This is a genomic window from Stenotrophomonas sp. Bg11-02 (assembly GCF_002836635.1).
Taxonomy (GTDB): domain Bacteria; phylum Pseudomonadota; class Gammaproteobacteria; order Xanthomonadales; family Xanthomonadaceae; genus Stenotrophomonas; species Stenotrophomonas lacuserhaii.
In genome coordinates this window covers 1-18,610 of record NZ_PJAY01000056.1, presented here as the reverse complement: position 1 = coordinate 18,610, position 18,610 = coordinate 1, and the positions used below count along the sequence as shown (strand labels likewise).

15 protein-coding genes are annotated in these 18,610 nt (G+C 67.6%); 5 read left to right on the top strand and 10 right to left on the bottom strand.

The features are described 5' to 3' along the window. Nucleotides 1–29: 29 nt before the first annotated feature. Nucleotides 30–1,091 (top strand): DUF1176 domain-containing protein, encoded by a 1,062-nt coding sequence (locus CXG43_RS09025; RefSeq protein WP_101099670.1) that lies wholly within the window; start codon nucleotides 30–32, stop codon nucleotides 1,089–1,091. A gap of 76 nt (nucleotides 1,092–1,167) precedes the next feature. Here the strand turns inward: CXG43_RS09025 and recJ are convergent, their stop codons facing one another. Next, nucleotides 1,168–2,925: a single-stranded-DNA-specific exonuclease RecJ gene (gene recJ / locus CXG43_RS09020; RefSeq protein ID WP_101099707.1), complete on the bottom strand. Its 1,758-nt coding sequence runs from the start codon at nucleotides 2,923–2,925 to the stop codon at nucleotides 1,168–1,170. Nucleotides 2,926–3,039: 114 nt separating this feature from the next. Between recJ and CXG43_RS09015 the strand changes: the two genes are divergently transcribed. Continuing rightward, nucleotides 3,040–4,098 (top strand): DUF1176 domain-containing protein, encoded by a 1,059-nt coding sequence (locus CXG43_RS09015; protein ID WP_157825206.1) that lies wholly within the window; start codon nucleotides 3,040–3,042, stop codon nucleotides 4,096–4,098. Between the two features lie 61 nt (nucleotides 4,099–4,159). Here the strand turns inward: CXG43_RS09015 and CXG43_RS09010 are convergent, their stop codons facing one another. The 9 genes from CXG43_RS09010 to CXG43_RS08970 form a co-directional block, all read right to left on the bottom strand. Further along, entirely contained in the window at nucleotides 4,160–5,110 is a 951-nt protein-coding gene (locus tag CXG43_RS09010) for a phosphoglycerate mutase (RefSeq protein ID WP_101099668.1), read from the bottom strand. Between the two features lie 3 nt (nucleotides 5,111–5,113). Continuing rightward, complete coding sequence (gene greA, locus CXG43_RS09005) at nucleotides 5,114–5,578, bottom strand: transcription elongation factor GreA (RefSeq protein ID WP_182657515.1); 465 nt, start codon at nucleotides 5,576–5,578, stop codon at nucleotides 5,114–5,116. An 8-nt stretch (nucleotides 5,579–5,586) separates the two neighbouring features. After that, on the bottom strand, nucleotides 5,587–8,829 hold the full coding sequence (carB, locus tag CXG43_RS09000; protein ID WP_101099666.1) for a carbamoyl-phosphate synthase large subunit: 3,243 nt from the start codon (nucleotides 8,827–8,829) through the stop codon (nucleotides 5,587–5,589). Between the two features lie 54 nt (nucleotides 8,830–8,883). Then, on the bottom strand, nucleotides 8,884–9,438 hold the full coding sequence (locus CXG43_RS08995; RefSeq protein WP_101099665.1) for a hypothetical protein: 555 nt from the start codon (nucleotides 9,436–9,438) through the stop codon (nucleotides 8,884–8,886). Next, nucleotides 9,438–10,568, bottom strand: a complete 1,131-nt coding sequence (gene carA / locus CXG43_RS08990; protein WP_101099664.1) for a glutamine-hydrolyzing carbamoyl-phosphate synthase small subunit — start codon at nucleotides 10,566–10,568, stop codon at nucleotides 9,438–9,440. The genes CXG43_RS08995 and carA overlap by 1 nt, the downstream gene beginning before the upstream one ends. Nucleotides 10,569–10,804: 236 nt before the next feature. Beyond that, entirely contained in the window at nucleotides 10,805–11,527 is a 723-nt protein-coding gene (gene dapB / locus CXG43_RS08985; protein WP_101099663.1) for a 4-hydroxy-tetrahydrodipicolinate reductase, read from the bottom strand. Nucleotides 11,528–11,637: 110 nt separating this feature from the next. Further along, nucleotides 11,638–11,889, bottom strand: coding sequence for a DUF6587 family protein (locus CXG43_RS08980; RefSeq protein WP_101099662.1), 252 nt, complete (start codon nucleotides 11,887–11,889; stop codon nucleotides 11,638–11,640). Next, nucleotides 11,889–13,751 carry a ferrous iron transporter B gene (locus CXG43_RS08975; RefSeq protein WP_101099661.1) on the bottom strand — a complete coding sequence of 621 codons (1,863 nt, stop codon included), beginning with the start codon at nucleotides 13,749–13,751 and terminating at the stop codon, nucleotides 11,889–11,891. Before CXG43_RS08975 ends, CXG43_RS08980 begins: the two co-directional genes overlap by 1 nt. Further along, a complete protein-coding gene (locus CXG43_RS08970; protein ID WP_101099660.1) occupies nucleotides 13,748–13,999 on the bottom strand; it encodes a FeoA family protein in 252 nt (83 codons plus the stop codon). Before CXG43_RS08970 ends, CXG43_RS08975 begins: the two co-directional genes overlap by 4 nt. A 116-nt stretch (nucleotides 14,000–14,115) precedes the next feature. Here CXG43_RS08970 and CXG43_RS08965 point away from each other — a divergent pair, with 116 nt between their 5' ends. The 3 genes from CXG43_RS08965 (at nucleotide 14,116) to CXG43_RS08955 (ending at nucleotide 18,581) form a co-directional block, all read left to right on the top strand. Then, entirely contained in the window at nucleotides 14,116–14,904 is a 789-nt protein-coding gene (locus CXG43_RS08965) for an enoyl-CoA hydratase/isomerase family protein (protein WP_101099659.1), read from the top strand. A gap of 231 nt (nucleotides 14,905–15,135) precedes the next feature. After that, nucleotides 15,136–16,029, top strand: coding sequence for a hydroxymethylglutaryl-CoA lyase (locus CXG43_RS08960; RefSeq protein ID WP_101099658.1), 894 nt, complete (start codon nucleotides 15,136–15,138; stop codon nucleotides 16,027–16,029). Then, entirely contained in the window at nucleotides 16,026–18,581 is a 2,556-nt protein-coding gene (locus tag CXG43_RS08955) for an EAL domain-containing protein (RefSeq protein WP_101099657.1), read from the top strand. Before CXG43_RS08960 ends, CXG43_RS08955 begins: the two co-directional genes overlap by 4 nt. Nucleotides 18,582–18,610: the final 29 nt, after the last annotated feature.

Here is an 18,610-nt window from a genome sequence, read left to right as displayed (position 1 = left end):
CCGGGTCTCTTTCATAGTGCTCCTCGTCCATGCGCCTATCCTCGTTGCTGCTTCTGCTGCTGGCCCCGCTGCCCGCCCTGTGTGCTTCGCCGTCTGATCTGGTCGGCATCGACTTCAGCCATCACGATTGGACCGTGGCCTGCGACAACACGCGGACCTGCCGCGCGGCGGGCTACCAGAACGAAGAAGACGCCGACCCGCTGCCGGTATCGGTGCTGCTGACGCGCCACGGCGGGCCCGAGCAGCCGATCAGCGCCAGCCTGATGCTGGGCCAGTACGAAGAAACCGTGCTGCCCGCGAAGCTGCGGATGCAGGTCGACGGACGCGACCAGGGTCCACTGGATTACGCAGCCAGCGCGGGCACGGCGACGTTGAGCGCGCCCCAGGTAGCTGCCCTGCTGGCGTCGGTGAGCGGTCCCGGCGCAGGCCGTGTCATCTTTACCGGCGACGATCAGCGGCAATGGACGCTGTCGGCGCGGGGCGCTTCGGCAGTCTTGCTGAAAATGGATGAGTTCCAGGGTCGGCTGGGCACGCCCGGCGCGGTGATGCGCAAGGGCAAGCGCGCGGAATCATCGGTGCCTGCAGCGTTGCCGATGCCGGTGGTGACGCTGGCGAAATTGGCCGCGGCGCGCCCGTCCGACGCCGCACTGGCCGGTTCCGGTGCGCTGCGCGCCGCCCTGGTGGCCGCCACTCCGCCCGATGACTGCGCGGCCTTGCAGCCCGACCAGACCGAGTCGATGGATGAGCCTGTCGTGCCGTTGAAGGTGCAGCGCCTGAGCGCGGACAAGCTGCTGGTATCGGCCCTGTGCTGGCGTGGCGCCTACAACGCGGGCAGCGGCTACTGGGTAGTCAACGCGCAGGCACCCTACGAGCCGCAGCTGGTCACCCACTTCGGCACTGATGATGACGGCCGCAGCATCAGTGGATCGCACAAGGGGCGAGGCCTGGGTGACTGCTGGTCGATGAACACCTGGGGCTGGGACGGTAAACGCTTCGTGGCGACCTCTGCCACTACCACGGGCCTGTGTCGACTAGTCGCTGCGGGCGGTGCGTGGGACTTGCCGACGCGGGTGACCACGGTCAAGGAATGAGGGTCAGCCGCGAACGGTCATCGCATCCGCCGGGCATGGCGCGGCGCTACCAGCGCTCGCCGCAGCCCGGGATTCGTCAGGCCGCGCTGCAGTGTTCGACGATCAGCTGGATGGCGGTGCCGCCGCGGTAATCGTCGCAGGCCAACCGATACGCCAAGTGGACATTGCGGGCCGGCGCGTTGCCGGTCCAGCCACCGAACTGGATCGCATTGATCAGACCGGCCACGCCGGGGCGGCGCAGTTCCAGCTTGAGGTGGCGTTCCTTCAACACCCGCCAGTTGGTCACCTCGAAGTGTCCATCGAACAGCGGTTCCGGGAACCCCTGTCCCCACGGGCCGGCAAGCCGCAGCGCGTCGGCGTGCCGATGGTCGAGCTCGTCGCTGTCGAGTTCGCCGTCACTGAGTATCTGCTGCTGCAGCATCACCGGGTCCAGCATCTGCTGGACGGCTGCGGCGAAGGCGGCATGGAACGATGCCAGGTGGGCATGCGGCAGGCTCATGCCGGCGGCCATCGCGTGGCCACCGAAGCGCTCGATCAGGCCCGGCTGCTGTGCATCGACCAGCGCCAGCGCGTCACGGATGTGCAGGCCGGGAATCGACCGCGCAGAACCGCGCAACGCGTGACCGCCCGGCTCCGCAGGCGCGAAGGCGACCACCGGACGATGCAGGCGGTCTTTCATCCTGGAGGCGACCAGCCCGACCACGCCCGGATGCCACTCGGCGTCGAACAGCACTGCGGCGATCGGCCGCTGCCCGTCGTCGTCCAGCACCACCCTGGCCACGGCCTTCTCGGCATCGTCGGTCATGGTCTGCTGCACGGCGCGTCGCTCGGCGTTGATCTGCTCCAGCGTCTGCGCGATGTCGCGCGCCTGTGCCGGGTCCTCGGTCAGCAGCAGCGCGATGCCCAGCGCCATGTCCTCCAGGCGGCCGGCGGCATTCAAGCGTGGTCCCAGCGCGAACCCGATATCGGTGGCCGTCAAGCGCGCGGCGTCGCGCCCGCTGGCTTCGATCAAGGCGTTCAGCCCGACGCAGCCCTGCCCTGCGCGCAGGCGCCGCAGCCCGGCACTGACCAGCGCCCGGTTGTTGGCATCCAGCGCCACCAGGTCGGCGACGGTACCTACCGCGACCAGGTCCAGCAGCGTGGCCAGGTCCGGTCCCTTGCCGTCGGCGAACACCGCTGCCTCGCGCAGGTGCCGGCGCAGTGCCAGCAGCACATAGAAGATCACGCCCACGCCGGCCAACGATTTGCTGGGGAAGGCATCGTCATGCAGGTTCGGATCAACGATGACATCGGCCGGCGGAAGCTGCGGACCGGGCAGATGGTGGTCGGTGACCAGCACCTGCCAGCCCTTGGCCTTGGCCGCCGCCACCCCGGCATGGCAGGCGATGCCGTGGTCTACGGTGACCAGAAGATCCGGCTGCAGCAGGGCCAGTTCTTCCACCAGCGCCGGCGACAGGCCGTAGCCGTGCACCATTCGATTGGGCACCGCATGCGCGACGTGGCGCGCGCCGAGCATGCGCAGGCCACGCACGCCGACCGCACAGGCCGTGGCGCCATCGCAGTCAAAATCACCCACCACCACGATGCGCTTGTCCGCGGCGATCGCCGTCGCCAGCAGCTGCACGGCGCCATCGATGCCGCTCAACAGCTCAGGGGCATGCAGGCTGCCCAGCTTGGGCAGCGCCAATTCGGGCGTATGCGCGCCGCGTGCGGCATACAGGCGCGCCAGCAGCGGCAGCGTGCCATCGGGCCAGGCACCAGGCAGCACCGTATCGCGACGGCGGATCATCGGCACATCGGACGTTGGCTGCGCAGCATCGGCGGCAAGGGACATCGGCATCGCCGGGTTGCGGAGGACATGCGCATGATACCGCGCAGCAGCACCATCGGGATTGGCGGAGCAAGCGCGATCAGCCATGCTTGCCCGCCCCACGCATTGGATTTCAGCATGCGCCGTCCTGTTTCGACCGCCCTGTTCGGCTTTGCCCTTTACGCCGCATCGATGTCACACGCGACCGCGGCCAGCGGTGCTGCATTCTTCGAACAGGACGCGTTCATGGCCTGCGACAATACCGGCACCTGCCGGATAGCGGCTTTCGGTCCGTTGGCACCGCTGATGCTCGGCATGCTGATCGAGCGCGCGGCGGGGCCGCAGACCGCTGTCACCGCACGCATCGCGATGGCGGAAGGCGCAGAGGATGCGCCGCCGCCGCGCTCTGCCACGGTGGGGGGGCCGCAGGGGACGCTGCGGCTGCGCGCAAAGGGAAAGGACCTCGGCGAGATCGGTCGGATGGAATCCCAAGGGCAGGATCTGGCGTTGCCCGATCGCCACGTGCCGGCCTTGATCGAAGCATTGGCGGCTGGTGATCGCGTCGAGCTGGTCGATGGCATGGGCCAGGCGTGGCCGTTGTCCGAGCGCGGTGCCGGCCCGTTGCTGCTGAAGATGGACGAGGTACAGGGGCGGCTGCACACCCCAGGTGCGCTGGTACGCAAAGGCGCGCAGCCGGAATCGAAGGTGCCCTCTGCCGTGCCGGCCCCTTCGCTGAAAGCACCGCCGCTGGTGGTCGAAACACGCGAAGACGACGGCCTGCTGGCCGAGCGCGCGGACCTGCGCCAGCTGCTGCAACCGGTGGCCGATGCCAAGGACGCCTGCATCCAGGCGTCTTCGCGCCGACTTCGCGTCGAACGGGTGGATGCCAGCCATGTCCTGGCCGTGTTGAGCTGCGCGACCGAGCGCTACATCGTTCCAGCAGGGACGTGGCTGGTCCGCGACCGCCCGCCGTTCTCCCCCACCCTGGTCTCCGGTGCCGCGCTGTTTCCGCTCCCTCCTCACGCGGTGTTCGTGGAGGAAGGCGTGGCGACCGGCACGGACACCTGCGGCAGGACCCGGCATTGGGCCTGGGACGGAGCGCGCCTGGTGATGAGCGCCGAGTTCGTCGGCGCCGACTGCGTCGGTCCGAGCCACAGGCACTGGCAGCTGCCGACCTACCTTGGCAGGATGGACTAAGCCGTTCCACAGTGGTCACATGCTGTACCGCCGAGGGCCACCCCGCTACGGCGGGGCTGCTTCAGGCCTCGTGCAACTGTCGCGGTTTCTTCCAGAACCGCCAGCGCTGCGAGCGCTGGAAGCCGAACTGAACGCCGTCCTCGAAATCCAGCACCAGCCGGTGCAGCTCACCGCGCTGGAGCGCCTGCAGCAGCGGGATGATCGCCTGGTTCGCCAACTGGTCCAGCGAGCGCAACGGACGCAGATCGACCAGCGCATCCACCGATTGCTCGCCATCCACCTGCACTCCGGCGGCCGTCGCCAACGCACGCAGCAGCGCGTCCCGGCTGCGCACCTGTGCATGCGGCGTCGCCACGCTGTGCGGCAGGCGTCCTGCGCCCCAGAACCACAGCGAGTTGATCGGGCTCAGCCCCTGCGCGACCCGTTGTCCGTTCCACGGATGTGCATGCAGCACCACCTGGGTTTCGGTAAGCAGCGCACGCCAGTGCCGGCCTTCCGCGCCGCTCGGCAGGTGGCTGAAAAGATCATCGCCGAGCACGTCATCCGGGCTGGCGAACACGGGCAAGGTCATGTCGTCCGGTACGCGCAGGTACCATCGCGACGCCACCGGGGCATCCAGGTGCAGGCCGTGTCCGGCGAACACCGGCAGCAGGTCCGGCAGCAGGGCGACGGCATCCTCGTGTGACGGGCGCAGCGTGTCGCCGTATCCCATCATCCGCGCACCGTGCATGTCCGGCACCATGTGCGCCGGATCGGCGCGCAGCCAGACGTGGCCGGCCGCATCGCCGGCATCCAGCTGCCGGGTCAGTGCCGCAGCAGGCATCGCGCCGCCGCCGGCGGCATCAAGCGCATCGGACGCCCCCTGCACGTGGAAGTGACGCTGCAGCTGCGCGCGCTCTCCGGCCGGGTGCTCGCTGCGCTCGGCGCGACCGAGCGCACGTGCCACTTCATCGGGCAACGCGGCCACCGCGAATCGACTGCGCGCAGCCAGCAGCAGCGTTGCCGTTGCCATCGATCAGCCTGCGTAGCTGACGCTGACGATCTCGTACTCGCGCTGGCCGGCCGGTGCATCGATGGTGATGCTGTCGCCTTCCAGCTTGCCGATCATCGCCCGCGCCACCGGCGAGGAAATGGCGATCAGGCCGAGCTTGATGTCCGCTTCCAGGTCACCGACGATCTGGTAGTTCTTCTCTTCATCGGTTTCCACGTCGGCCAGCGTCACCGACGCGCCGAACACCACCTTGGAACCGGCATTGAGCTTGGACACGTCGATGATCTCGGCGTGCGACAGCTCGCCTTCCAGCTGCTTGATGCGGCCTTCGATGAAGCCCTGTTCTTCGCGCGCGGCATGGTACTCGGCGTTTTCCTTCAGGTCGCCGTGCTCACGCGCTTCGGCGATCGCAGCGATCACCTTCGGCCGCTTGACCGACTTCAGCTGTTCCAGCTCTTCGCGCAGACGCTGCGCGCCCTTCATCGTGATGGGAGCTCTCATGCGTTCAGTTCCTTGTGCAGTTCCTGCAGCGACCAGACCGGGCCGGTACCGCGGAATTCAAGCGAATGCACCAGTGCCTTGGCACCGGCGATGGTGGTCGAATAGGTAACACGATGCTGCAGCGCTTCGCGACGGATGGAGAACGAGTCGTTGATCGCCGCACGGCCTTCGGTCGTGTTGACGATGTAGACGATCTCACCGTTCTTGATGCGGTCCACGATGTGCGGACGACCCTCGACCACCTTGTTGACGATCTCGCATTCCATGCCGTGCTGCTGCAGCCACGCGGCGGTGCCACGGGTTGCGACCAGGCTGTAGCCCTTGGCCAGCAGCGCCTCGGCGACCGGCAGCACGCGCTGCTTGTCCGGGTCACGTACCGACACGAAGGCCTTGCCGACCGGCGGCGCCTTGATGCCACCGGCTTCCTGCGCACGCGCGAAGGCGGCGCTGAAGCTGCGGCCCACGCCCATCACTTCACCGGTGGAGCGCATCTCCGGCCCGAGGATCGGATCAACGCCCTGGAACTTGGCGAACGGGAAGATCGCTTCCTTCACCGAGTAGTAGTCCGGCACGATTTCCTTGGTGGCGCCCTGCTCGGCCAGCGTCTTGCCGGCCATGCAGCGCGCGGCGATCTTGGCCAGCGGCATGCCGGTGGCCTTGGACACGAACGGCACGGTGCGGGAGGCACGCGGGTTCACTTCCAGCAGGTAGACGATGTCCTCACCGTTCTCACCGGCCTGGATGGCGAACTGGGTGTTCATCAGCCCGACCACGTTCAGCGCCTTGGCCAGCTCCACCACCTGCCGGCGCAGCTCGGCCTGGGTTTCAGCGGACAGCGAATACGGCGGCAGCGAGCAGGAGGAATCGCCCGAATGCACGCCGGCTTCCTCGATGTGCTCCATCACCCCGCCGATCAGCACGTTGCCCTGGCTGTCGGCGATGATGTCCACGTCCACTTCCACGGCGTTGTCGAGGAAGCGGTCCAGCAGCACCGGCGAATAGTTGGAGACCTTCACCGCGTCACGCACGTAGCGTGCGAGGTCGGACTCACCGTAGACGATTTCCATCGCACGGCCGCCCAGCACGTAGCTCGGGCGCACCACCAGCGGGTACCCGATCTCGCGCGCCAGCAGCAGTGCTTCCTGGTCGTTGCGGGCGATGCGGTTCGGCGGCTGCTTCAGGCGCAGGTTGTCCACCAGCTGCTGGAAGCGCTCGCGGTCTTCGGCCAGGTCGATGGAGTCCGGGCTGGTGCCGATCACCGGCACGCCATTGGCTTCCAGCGCGCGCGCCAGCTTCAGCGGGGTCTGCCCGCCGTACTGCACGATCACGCCCTTCGGCTGTTCCAGTTCGACGATCTCCAGCACGTCTTCCAGCGTCAGCGGCTCGAAGTACAGGCGGTCGGAGGTGTCGTAGTCGGTGGACACGGTCTCCGGGTTGCAGTTGACCATGATGGTCTCATAGCCATCTTCGCGCAGCGCCAGTGCGGCGTGCACGCAGCAGTAGTCGAACTCGATGCCCTGGCCGATGCGGTTCGGGCCACCGCCGAGGATCATGATCTTGTCGCGGTTGCTCGGTGCCGCTTCGCACTCGTCCTCGTAGGTCGAGTACAGGTAGGCGGTACCGGTGGCGAACTCACCGGCGCAGGAATCCACGCGCTTGTACACCGGGCGCACCTTGTGCGCACGGCGCAGCGCGCGCACGGCCGCTTCGTTGGTGCCGGTCAGCTGGGCCAGGCGGGCATCGGAGAAACCAGCACGCTTGAGCTTGCGCAGGCGCGCCGCGTCCAGCGCGTCGATGCCACCGGCGGCGACTTCGCCTTCGGCGGTGATGATCTCTTCGATCTGGTCCAGGAACCACGGATCGATGAAGGACAGCGCATGGATTTCTTCCACGCTCATGCCGGCACGGAAGCCGTCAGCCACGTAGAACAGGCGCTCCGGGCCCGGGGCCTTCAGCTCGCGGCGCAGGGTCTGCATGTCGTCTTCGTTGCCCAGGTCCAGCTCGGTCGGGTCGAAGCCCACCTTGCCGGTTTCCAGGCCACGCAGGGCCTTCTGCATCGATTCCTGGAAGGTGCGACCCATTGCCATCACCTCGCCCACCGACTTCATCTGGGTGGTCAGGCGTGCATCGGCGGCCGGGAACTTCTCGAAGGCGAAGCGCGGGATCTTGGTGACGACGTAGTCGATCGACGGCTCGAACGAGGCCGGGGTCAGGCCGCCGGTGATCTCGTTCTTCAGTTCGTCCAGGGTGTAGCCCACGGCCAGCTTGGCGGCAACCTTGGCGATCGGGAAGCCGGTGGCCTTGGAGGCCAGTGCCGAGGAACGCGACACGCGCGGGTTCATCTCGATCACCACCACGCGACCGGTGTGCGGGTTGATGCCGAACTGCACGTTCGAGCCACCGGTATCCACGCCGATCTTGCGCAGCACGGCGATGGAGGCATCGCGCAGGCGCTGGTATTCCTTGTCGGTCAGGGTCTGCGCCGGGGCCACGGTGATCGAGTCACCGGTATGCACGCCCATCGGGTCCAGGTTCTCGATGGAGCACACGATGATGCAGTTGTCCGCGGTGTCACGGACCACTTCCATCTCGAATTCCTTCCAGCCCAGCACCGATTCTTCCACCAGCACTTCGGTGGTCGGCGACAGTTCCAGGCCGCGGGTGACGATGTCGATCAGCTCTTCGCGGTTGTAGGCGATGCCGCCGCCACTGCCGCCCAGGGTGAAGCTGGGGCGGATGATGGTCGGGTAGCCGACGCGGGTCTGGATGTCCAGGGCTTCTTCCAGCGTGTGGGCAACCGCCGCCGACGGGCATTCCAGGCCGATCTCACCCATCGCCACGCGGAACAGCTCGCGGTCTTCGGCCATGCGGATCGCTTCGCGCTTGGCGCCGATCAGCTCGACGTTGTACTTCTCCAGCACGCCGTTGTCGGCCAGGTCCAGCGCGCAGTTCAGCGCGGTCTGGCCGCCCATGGTCGGCAGCAGGGCGTCGGGCTTTTCCTTGGCGATGATCTTCTCGACCGTCTGCCAGTTGATCGGCTCGATGTAGACGGCGTCGGCCATCTCCGGGTCGGTCATGATGGTGGCCGGATTGCTGTTGACCAGCACCACGCGGTACCCCTCGTCGCGCAGTGCCTTGCAGGCCTGCGCGCCAGAGTAGTCGAACTCACAGGCCTGGCCGATGACGATCGGGCCAGCACCGATGATGAGGATGGTTTTCAGGTCAGTGCGCTTTGCCATTTTCTTCTCTAGGTCGGTACAGCGTGACAAGGGGGAGTGATCGCACGCTGACGATCAGGAAATCTGTTCCGCGTCGAAGTCGATGCCACATTCGCTCTTGAGCGCGGCGGACATCGTCTGGCCTATGTTTTCCGGCATCCCGCCGTCAGCACCCAGGCCGTCGATGAAGCGCTGGAAGGCAGGGGTTGCCATGAAGCGGGCGATCTCCACCTTGTTCGCTTCACTTACCTCCGGTCCCTCGCTGGCCATGCCCTGCTGGGCCGCCGCGCTGGCCTGGAAAGTGCGGCCCATGTCGGCACCGGCAGGCGTGGCCATGAACTGCTTCCATTCGCCGACCAGCACCGCCCCGTCTTCACCGAGATTGCCGGCGATCTGCTGCTGGAAGTGGGCATCGAGCAGCTTGCCGATCTGGCTGGACGCACAATCACGCCCGCCCTGGTCCAACGCCTTCAGCGTCGGGGAGATGCCGAACAGCACTTCGGCGCTGCTCTTGCCAAGCCCGTGCATGCCGAGCTGGTGCATGATCACCGCCACCTCGGCCGGCGTGGCCGGCTGGGCGCTTGCGGTACCGGCCAACAACAGGCCGGCCAGCAGTGCGGTAACGCGCATCAGGCCTTGGCCTCGGCCATCAGGGTCACGAAACGATCGAACAACGGGCCGACGTCGGTCGGTCCCGGCGAAGCCTCGGGGTGGCCCTGGAAGGAGAACGCCGGCACGTCGGTGCGCGCGATGCCCTGGTTGGTGCCGTCGAACAGCGAGCGGTGGGTCACCCGCAAGGTAGCCGGCAGGGTCGCTTCATCCACCGCGAACCCGTGGTTCTGCGAGGTGATCATCACCCGGCCGCTGTCCAGGTCCTGGACCGGATGGTTGGCACCGTGATGGCCATGGCCCATCTTCAGCGTCTTCGCGCCGGAGGCCAGCGCCAGCAGCTGGTGGCCCAGGCAGATGCCGAAGGTCGGCACCTTGGCGTCCAGCACGGTCTTGATCGCGTTGATTGCGTAGTCGCACGGCTCCGGGTCACCCGGGCCGTTGGACAGGAACACACCGTCCGGCTTCAGCGCCAGCACGTCGGCCGCAGGGGTCTGCGCAGGAACGACGGTCACATCGCAGCCGCGTTCGGCCAGCATGCGCAGGATGTTGGTCTTCACACCGTAGTCGTAAGCCACGACCTTGTACTGCGACGGCACGCTGACGAACGCGTTGGCATCCAGATCGAGCTGGCCTTCGTTCCACTGGTAGGTGGTTTCGGTCGACACGACCTTGGCCAGGTCCATGCCCTTCAGCCCGGGGAAGCTGCGTGCAGCCTCCAGTGCCTTCTCCACGCTGATGCCCTCGCCCGCCATCAGCGCACCATTCTGGGCGCCCTTCTCGCGCAGGATGCGCGTCAGCTTGCGGGTATCGATACCGGAGATGGCGACCACGCCACGCTGCAGCAGCCAGTCCTGCAGCGAGACCTGGCTGCGCCAGCTGCTCGGGCGACGCGGCACGTCGCGCACGATCAGGCCGGCCGACCACACCTTAGACGCTTCGTTGTCCTGGTCGGTCATGCCGGTGTTGCCGATATGCGGGTAGGTCAGCGTGACCATCTGCCGGGCGTAGGACGGATCAGTCAGCACTTCCTGGTAACCGGTCATGGCGGTGTTGAACACCACTTCACCGACAGACAGGCCGGGCGCGCCTACGGATTCGCCCTCGAATACGGTGCCGTCTTCGAGGACGAGGATTGCGGCTTGGGTCACGGAAATCTCACTTTGGCTACCGATGGGGTACCGAAGGTCACGCCTGCGCTCACGGTAAAAACCGGTTGCAAAAAAGCGCGGACGTACGGTTCAGGACCGGTCCGGCTATCGTGTTTCGGCGAGTGCGAATTGTAGACGCATGCGGCGCCCGGCGCCAGCGCCATGTTGCAGGTAGCGCCGACTCATGGTCGGCGAACGCAGCGGGCCCTTCGCGCGGAGCCCACGGCGCACCCCGTTCAGCCGTTCAGCAGATCGCGCACCCGGTAGTTCCCTGGTGCGCGTTCAGCCAGCTGCCGCGCGGCGAACAAGGCGCCGCGGGCGAAAATATCGCGGTTGGTGGCCCGGTGCACCAGCTCGATCCGCTCGCCCAGCCCGGTGAACTGAACGAGATGCTCACCGACGATATCGCCGGCCCGCAGGCTGGCGTACTGCGGCGTGGCCCCGCCGCGCCCGACCGCTGCCCCCAGCGTCAGCGCGGTGCCCGAAGGCGCATCCAGCTTGCGAGTGTGGTGCGCTTCGACGATGTCGCAGTCCCATCCAGCCAGCGCCTGCGCGGCGCGCTCGACCAGTTCATCCAGCACCGCCACGCCCAGGCTGAAATTGGACGCCCACACCAGCGGTATCGCCTTGGCCGCCGCATCCAGCGCATCGCGCTGCGCCTGGCTGATACCGGTGGTGCCGGAGACCAGGCCCGCGCCGCGTTCCACGCACAGCGCCAGGATCGCATCGAAGCCTTCGGGCAGGCTGAAGTCGATGGCCACATCGAACGGCGGAGCGCCGTGCAGTTCCTTGGCGGCGAAATGCGGGATGCCGTCCACCACCCGCTGCGCAGGCGCGCGGCCGGTGTAGGCACCCACTACTTTCATCGTGTCGGCATGTTCGGCGGCCAGCCGCAGCAGGGCCTGGCCCATGCGCCCGGAAGCGCCATGGATGAGCAATCGCAGGGGAGTCTGGTTCATCCGGGAAGGCTAGCGGCTGGGCCTGCATTTGCACAGGGGGCATGCGCCCATCGCCTGTGGTGGATGCCTCTGCCGCTGCGCTCGCCGAGCAGGGCCCGGCGCTACCGCGCTCAGTGCGCCTTCGGCGGCGTCGGCCCGCAACTGTCACACCCGCCGCAGGCTCCGCCGCCACTGGCTGGCGGTGCGATGCGTCGACCCAGCGACTGCCGCCAGCCCGGCCGACCGGAACGCAGCAGGCCCAGCGCCAACGCGCCACGCGCCTTGCGTACCGTCCCCGGGAACTGCTTCTTCAGCACCACCCACGCACTGGCCAGCACCGCCAGCGCGACGATCAGGTACTGCAGCAGCAGGCCGGCCTCCATCAGCCGCCTCCCAGCGCCACGGTCACCTGATAGGTGACCAGGGCTGCGATGTAGGCGGCGGCGAACAGATACACGGTCGCAAAACCCACCTGCTTCCACGAATTGGTTTCGCGCTTGATCGTGGCCAGCGTGGAGATGCACATCGGGGCATAGATGAACCACACCAGCAGCGACAGGCCGGTGGCCAGCGACCAGCCGTCACTGACGATCGGGGTCAATGCGGAAATCGCTGCGTCGTCATCTGGCGCCGACAGCGCGTAGATGGTCGCCAACGAAGACACCGCCACCTCGCGGGCGCCCATGCCGGGAATGAGCGCGATGCAGATCTGCCAGTTGAAGCCGAGCGGGGCGAAGATCGCCGTCATCGCATGGCCGAGCTGGCCGGCGTAGCTGTAATCGATGGCCGGCATCGTCGCATTGGCCGGCGCGCCGGGGAAGGACAGCAGGAACCACAGCAGGATGGTCAGCGACAGGATGATGCCACCGACGCGCTTGAGGAAGATCATGCCGCGTTCGTACAGGCCCACCGCCAGGTCGCGCGGGTGCGGGATGCGGTATGAAGGCAGCTCCAGCATCAGCGGGTGCTCGCTCTTGTCGCGGCGCCACTTCTTCATCACCCAGGACATCAGCAGCGCACTGAAGATGCCCGCCACGTACAGGCCGAACAGCACCAGTCCCTGCTGGTTGAAGATGCCGACCTTGCCATCGGGAATGAACGCGCCGATCAGCAGCGCATACACGGGCAGGCGCGCCGAGCAGGTCATCAGCGGGGCCACCAGGATGGTCGCCAGGCGGTCGCGCGGATCCTGGATGCTGCGCGTGGCCATGATGCCGGGCACCGCGCAGGCGAAGCTGGACAGCAGCGGAATGAACGAACGCCCGGACAGCCCGGCCGACGCCATCATGCGGTCCAGCAGGAACGCCGCACGCGGCAGGTAGCCGGATTCTTCAAGCGCCAGGATGAAGGCGAACAGGATCAGGATCTGCGGCAGGAACACCACCACCCCGCCCAGACCGGCGATGATGCCATCGGTGACCAGGCTGGCCAGCGGGCCTTCGGGCAGCACCGCGCCGGCCTGTTCGCCGAGCCAGCCGAACAGCGCCTCGATACCATCCATCATCGGCGTCGCCCAGGCGAACACCGCCTGGAAGATCAGGAACATCACCACCACCAGGGTGGCCAGGCCGAACACCGGATGCAGCAGCCAGCGGTCCAGCGTGTCATCGATCTTCGCGGTGCGGGTGGGCATGCTGACGGCGGCGTCGAGGATCCCGCGCACCTGCACGTGGTAGTCGATGCCCTGGCCTTCCACCGCCGCCACCGGTGCGCCGAGGTGCGGCACCATCGCATCCAGCCGCTCCACCAGCGCCTGCGCGCCATGTTTGCGCACCGCCACGGTTTCCACCACGGGCACGCCGAGCGCACGTTCCAGCGCCGGCACATCGATCTTGATGCCACGACGCTCGGCCGCGTCGACCATGTTCAGGGCCACCACCATCGGCTTGCCCAGCTCACGCAGTTCCAGCGCGAAGCGCAGGTGCAGGCGCAGGTTGGTCGCATCGATCACGCACAGCAGTACGTCCGGTGCCGCCTCGCCGGGGTAGAAGCCACGGCACAGGTCACGGGTGATCGCCTCGTCCAGGCTGGCCGGCTGCAGGCTGTAGGCGCCCGGCAGATCGAGGATGGCGAACTCGCGGCCAGATGGCGCGCGCATCCGGCCCTCCTTGCGTTCGACGGTGACGCCGGTGTAATTGGCGACCTTCTGCCGGCTGCCGGTCAGCTGGTTGAACAGCGCGGTCTTGCCGCTGTTCGGATTGCCGACCAGGGCCACGCGCAACGGCAGGGTTGCAGCGGTGCTCATGCCGGCACTCCCTGTTCAGCGCTGACCTGGACGCGAGCGGCTTCACTGCGGCGCAGCGCAAAGCGGGTGAAACCGACCTGCACCAGCAGGGGTTCGCCACCGACCGGACCACGCGCCACCAGGCGCACGGACTCGCCCCTGACGAAGCCAAGCTCCCTCAGGCGACGGGCGATGGTGTCGTTGGCGTGCGTGTCATGGACGGTTTCGACCACGGCGTTGGTTTGCAAGGGCAGATCGGACAGCGTCACTCGCGCACTTTCCAGTGATAAGAATGGTTATCAATTGTAACATCGCCGCGCCGCGTCATGGCCCATGACCTTTGGACCGCTATGATCTGTACAGGTATCGAGTATTTGCGGACTTTATGACGGATTCCCTGCTGGTCGAGCGCTCTGGCGCCCTGCTTACCCTGCGCCTGCACCGCCCGGCGCTGCACAATGCCTTCGACGACGGCCTGATCGCCCAACTGACCGGTGAGCTGGCGCAGGCCGGAGGCGACCCTTCGGTGCGCGCGGTAGTGCTGGCCGGCGAAGGTGCCTCGTTCTCCGCCGGCGCCGACCTGCACTGGATGCGCGGCATGGCGGCGGCCAGCGAATCGGAAAACCGTCAGGATGCGCTGGCGCTCGCCCGGTTGATGCGCACCCTGGACGAGCTGCCCAAACCGACGCTGGCACGGGTCCACGGAGCGGCATTCGGCGGCGGCGTGGGCCTGGTGGCCTGCTGTGACATCGCCATTGCCGCCGACAGCGCACGCTTCGGGCTGACCGAAAGCCGGCTGGGCCTGCTCCCGGCGGTCATCTCCCCCTACGTCATCGCCGCCATCGGTCCGCGTCAGGCGCGACGCTGGTTTGCCACCGGCGAGCACTTCGATGCCGCCACGGCGCTGCGCATCGGACTGGTGCACGCGGTGGTGGCGGGCGACCAGTTGGATGCCGCAGTCGAGCAGCAGCTGGACCTGCTGCTGGCGGCCGGACCGGTCGCCACCGCCAGCGCCAAGAGGCTGGTCCGTGACGTGCTGGGCAACGCCAATGCCGATGCGCGCGACCAGGCCAATGCCGAGCTGATCGCCCACCTGCGGGTATCGGCGGAGGGCCAGGAAGGACTGGGCGCGTTCCTCGACAAGCGTCCGCCGGAGTGGGCCGCCCGCACCTGACCCGCCGCCTTCACGCCGCGGCGGCTGGGCCGGGCCGATGCTGCGCGCATGCGCCCCGCCCGGTGAAGCCGTTCATGCTGTGGGCTGGCCGGTTGCTGCGACGGCCCGCGTATATCTCTCTCGTGGCCACCCCTGCGTGCGCCACTTCATCTACAGGAAGTTCCGTGACCGTTGCCTGCTGCCCTGCCCTTGCCTGCCCTGCCGCCCACCCCACCCACGGGAAGCGCAGGGATGTCTGATCATGTCCGCATCGTCGAAGTAGGCCCGCGTGACGGCCTGCAGAACGAGAAACAGCCGGTCAGCACGGCCGACAAGATCACCTTGATCGACCGGTTGTCGACCACCGGCCTGCGCAGCATCGAAGCCACCAGCTTCGTCAGCCCGCGCTGGGTACCGCAGTTGGCCGATGCCGCCGAGGTCTACGCTGGCATCCAGCGGGCAGCGGGCGTGGCCTATCCGGTACTGGTGCCCAATGCGCAGGGGTACGACCGCGCCTTGGCGGCGGGGGTGCAGGAAGTAGCGGTGTTCACCGCCGCTTCGGAAACCTTCAACCGCACCAATACCAATGCCGGCATCGACGAATCCTTGGCGCGCTTCGAACCGATCCTGCAGCGTGCCGCGCAGGATGGCGTGCGCGTGCGCGGCTACGTATCCACCGTGCTCGGCTGCCCCTACCAGGGAGAGGTTGCAGTCAGCGAGGTAGTGCGCGTGGCGCGCGCCCTGCACGGAATGGGCTGTTACGAAATATCGCTCGGCGACACCATTGGCGTGGGCACGCCGCGCAAAGCGCGCGCCATGCTGCAGGCAGTCGCTGCCGAGGTGCCGATGCAGGCGCTGGCCGTGCATTTCCACGACACCTACGGCCAGGCCGTGGCCAATATCGCAAGCTGCGTGGAGGCCGGGGTGCGCGTGGTGGACAGCGCGGTCTCCGGCGCCGGCGGCTGCCCGTACGCGAAGGGCGCCAGCGGCAACGTGGCCAGCGAAGATGCGGTGTACCTGCTGCACGGGATGGGGCTGCAGACCGGCGTGGAGCTGGAGCCGCTGGCCGAGATCGGCCGCTGGCTGTCGGCGCTGTTGGGCCGGCCCACCGGCAGCCGCGTCGGCAAGGCGATGGCACCGACATGAGCCGCCGCGGCCCGTGCGACGACCTGGCCGCTGGCGGACATCCCGCCACGCAGAGCGACGCACTGGCCGCATTGGACCATGCACTGTCCCAGCCGCACCGCGCCGAACAGCACGCGCTGCTGCAGCAGGCCAGGCAGGCCCTGGATGAGGCCATGCAGCAGCGCCACGACGCCGAGCAGCGCTACGCCGCCCTGTTCGACGCAGTGCCCGACCCGGTCAGCATCCTCAGTTCGGCCGGCGTGGTGATGGACCTCAACCGCGCCGGCGTACGCGCCTACGGACGCCCGCGCGAGGCCATCGTCGGCCAGCCGATCGAACTGTTGAACCCGGACCTGCCCAGCGACCACCTGGAACCGGTATGGGCCGCCCTGCAACGCGGCGACACCTATGTCATCGAAGTCACCAACATGCGCGGTGACGGCAGCCGGTTTCCGGTGGAGGTGCATTCGGCCGGCTTCGAACTGCAGGGCGAACCGTGCATCGTGGCGGTGGCGCGCGACCTGAGCGGGCGCTGGCAGGCCGAGTCCCGCTATCGCCTGCTGATGGAATCCATCGACAAAGGCGTGATCCTGTTCGACCGCGCACTGCACGTGGTATCGGCCAATCCGGCCGCGCACCGCATCCTGGGCACGGCCGGCACCGGCTCCAGCCTGCAGACCCTGCTCGACCCCCACGACTGGATCGTGGTGGACGAACACGGGCACCTGCTGGGCCACGACCAGTGGCCGGCCAACCGCTGTTTCCAGGCGGGCCGGGTCATCCGCAGCACCATCGTCGGGCTGTACCACCGACCGCGCGGCCGCATGCTGTGGTTGTCGATCACCAACGTGCCGGTGTTCGGCAACGGGCGCGACCACGCCGACCATGTGTTCGCGATGTTCAGCGACATCACCGAACTCAAGCGCAACAACGCGCTGTTCGACCGCGCCCAGTCGCTGGCCCACATCGGCGGCTGGGAGTGGGATCGGGGCCTGGCGCGCCTGTACCTGACCGACGAAGCACGCCGGATCCTCGGCCAGGAGCTGCCACTGGACGACATGCCCGAGCTGATGGAGTGCCTGCGCAGCGATGACCGGCTGGCCCTGCAGCAGGCGCTGGCGGCCAGCGTAGAGGCGCGCAGCAGCTTCACCCTGGAACTGCGCGGCCAGCGCGCCGATGGCCATACCTTCTGGGTGCGCATGATCGGCGAGGTGTCCGAAGGCGACGTGGACGCCGCGCGCATCGCCGGCACCGTGCAGGACATCACCGAACGCAAGCAGGCCGAGGAAACCCTGCGCATCCAGGCGCGCACCGATCCGCTGACCGGCATCATGAACCGCGATGCGGTGCTCAGCGACCTGGGGGTGCGGCTGTCCAACCCGACCCACTGCAAGGTCGCGGTGCTGTACATCGACCTGGACCGTTTCAAGACAGTCAACGACCTGCTGGGCCACAGCGCAGGCGATGAACTGCTGGTGGAGGCCACCCGCCGCATCGCCCATGCGATCGGCACCGAAGGACTGCTGGCGCGCTTTGGTGGCGATGAGTTCCTGGTCATCTGCGATACCCGCGACCAGCCCGACCAGCCCGAACGGCTGGCCGAGCGCATCACCGCCGCGTTCGAACCTGCGTTCGTGTTCGGCAACGACGAGTTCGTGGTCACCGCCAGCATCGGCATCGCGTGCGCGCCGCGCGACGGCGTGCGCCCGCAGCAGCTTATCCAGAACGCCGACACCGCGATGTATGACTGCAAGCGCCGCAGCCGCAACGGCTGGCAGGTATTTTCACCTGAGCTGGCGCAGGCCCAGCACGACCGCCTGCAGATCGAAAGCCGGCTGCACCGCGCGTTGGAAGCCGATGAATTCCGCCCGGTCTACCAGCCTCAGGTGAACCTGCGCACCGGCGAGGTGATCGCCGCCGAGGCGCTGATCCGCTGGCAGAACGAGCAGCTGGGCGAGATGCGCCCGGACCTGTTCATCGCCCACGCAGAGAGTACCGGTGACATCGTGCGGATCGGCCAATGGGCGCTGCGCGAGGCCTGCCGCCAGGTCCGCCAGTGGCAGGACGAAGGCCTCGGCCTGGTGCGGGTGGCGGTCAATGTGTCCTACCGCCAGTTCACCGGCGACGATCTGGCCCTAAAGGTGCGCCAGGCACTGGATGAGTTCCATCTGCCCGGCACCGCACTGGAGCTGGAGTTCACCGAGCGCGTGCTGATCGAGGATGCCCCGGACACCCTGCGCACCTTCGCCCGGCTGCGCGAGATGGGCGTGATGCTGGCCATCGATGATTTCGGCGAGGGCTACAGCGCGTTGAATTACCTGCGCCGGCTGCCGATCCACGGCCTGAAGCTCAGCCAGCTGTTCGTGGAGGGCGTGCCCGGTGACCGTTCGGACATGGCGGTGTGCGAGGCGATCTGCGGGATTGCCCGCAGCCTTGGGCTGGGCGTGGTGGCCGAAGGCATCGAATCCGAAGCCCAGCGTCGCTACCTGATGGGGTTGGGGGTCAATGTCGGCCAGGGTTTCCTGTTCGCGCCGGGGCTGACGCCGGAAGAATTCGTGAGGAAGTTGAAGTAGGTTTTTGCGGTGGTGCGGCAACGCCGTGA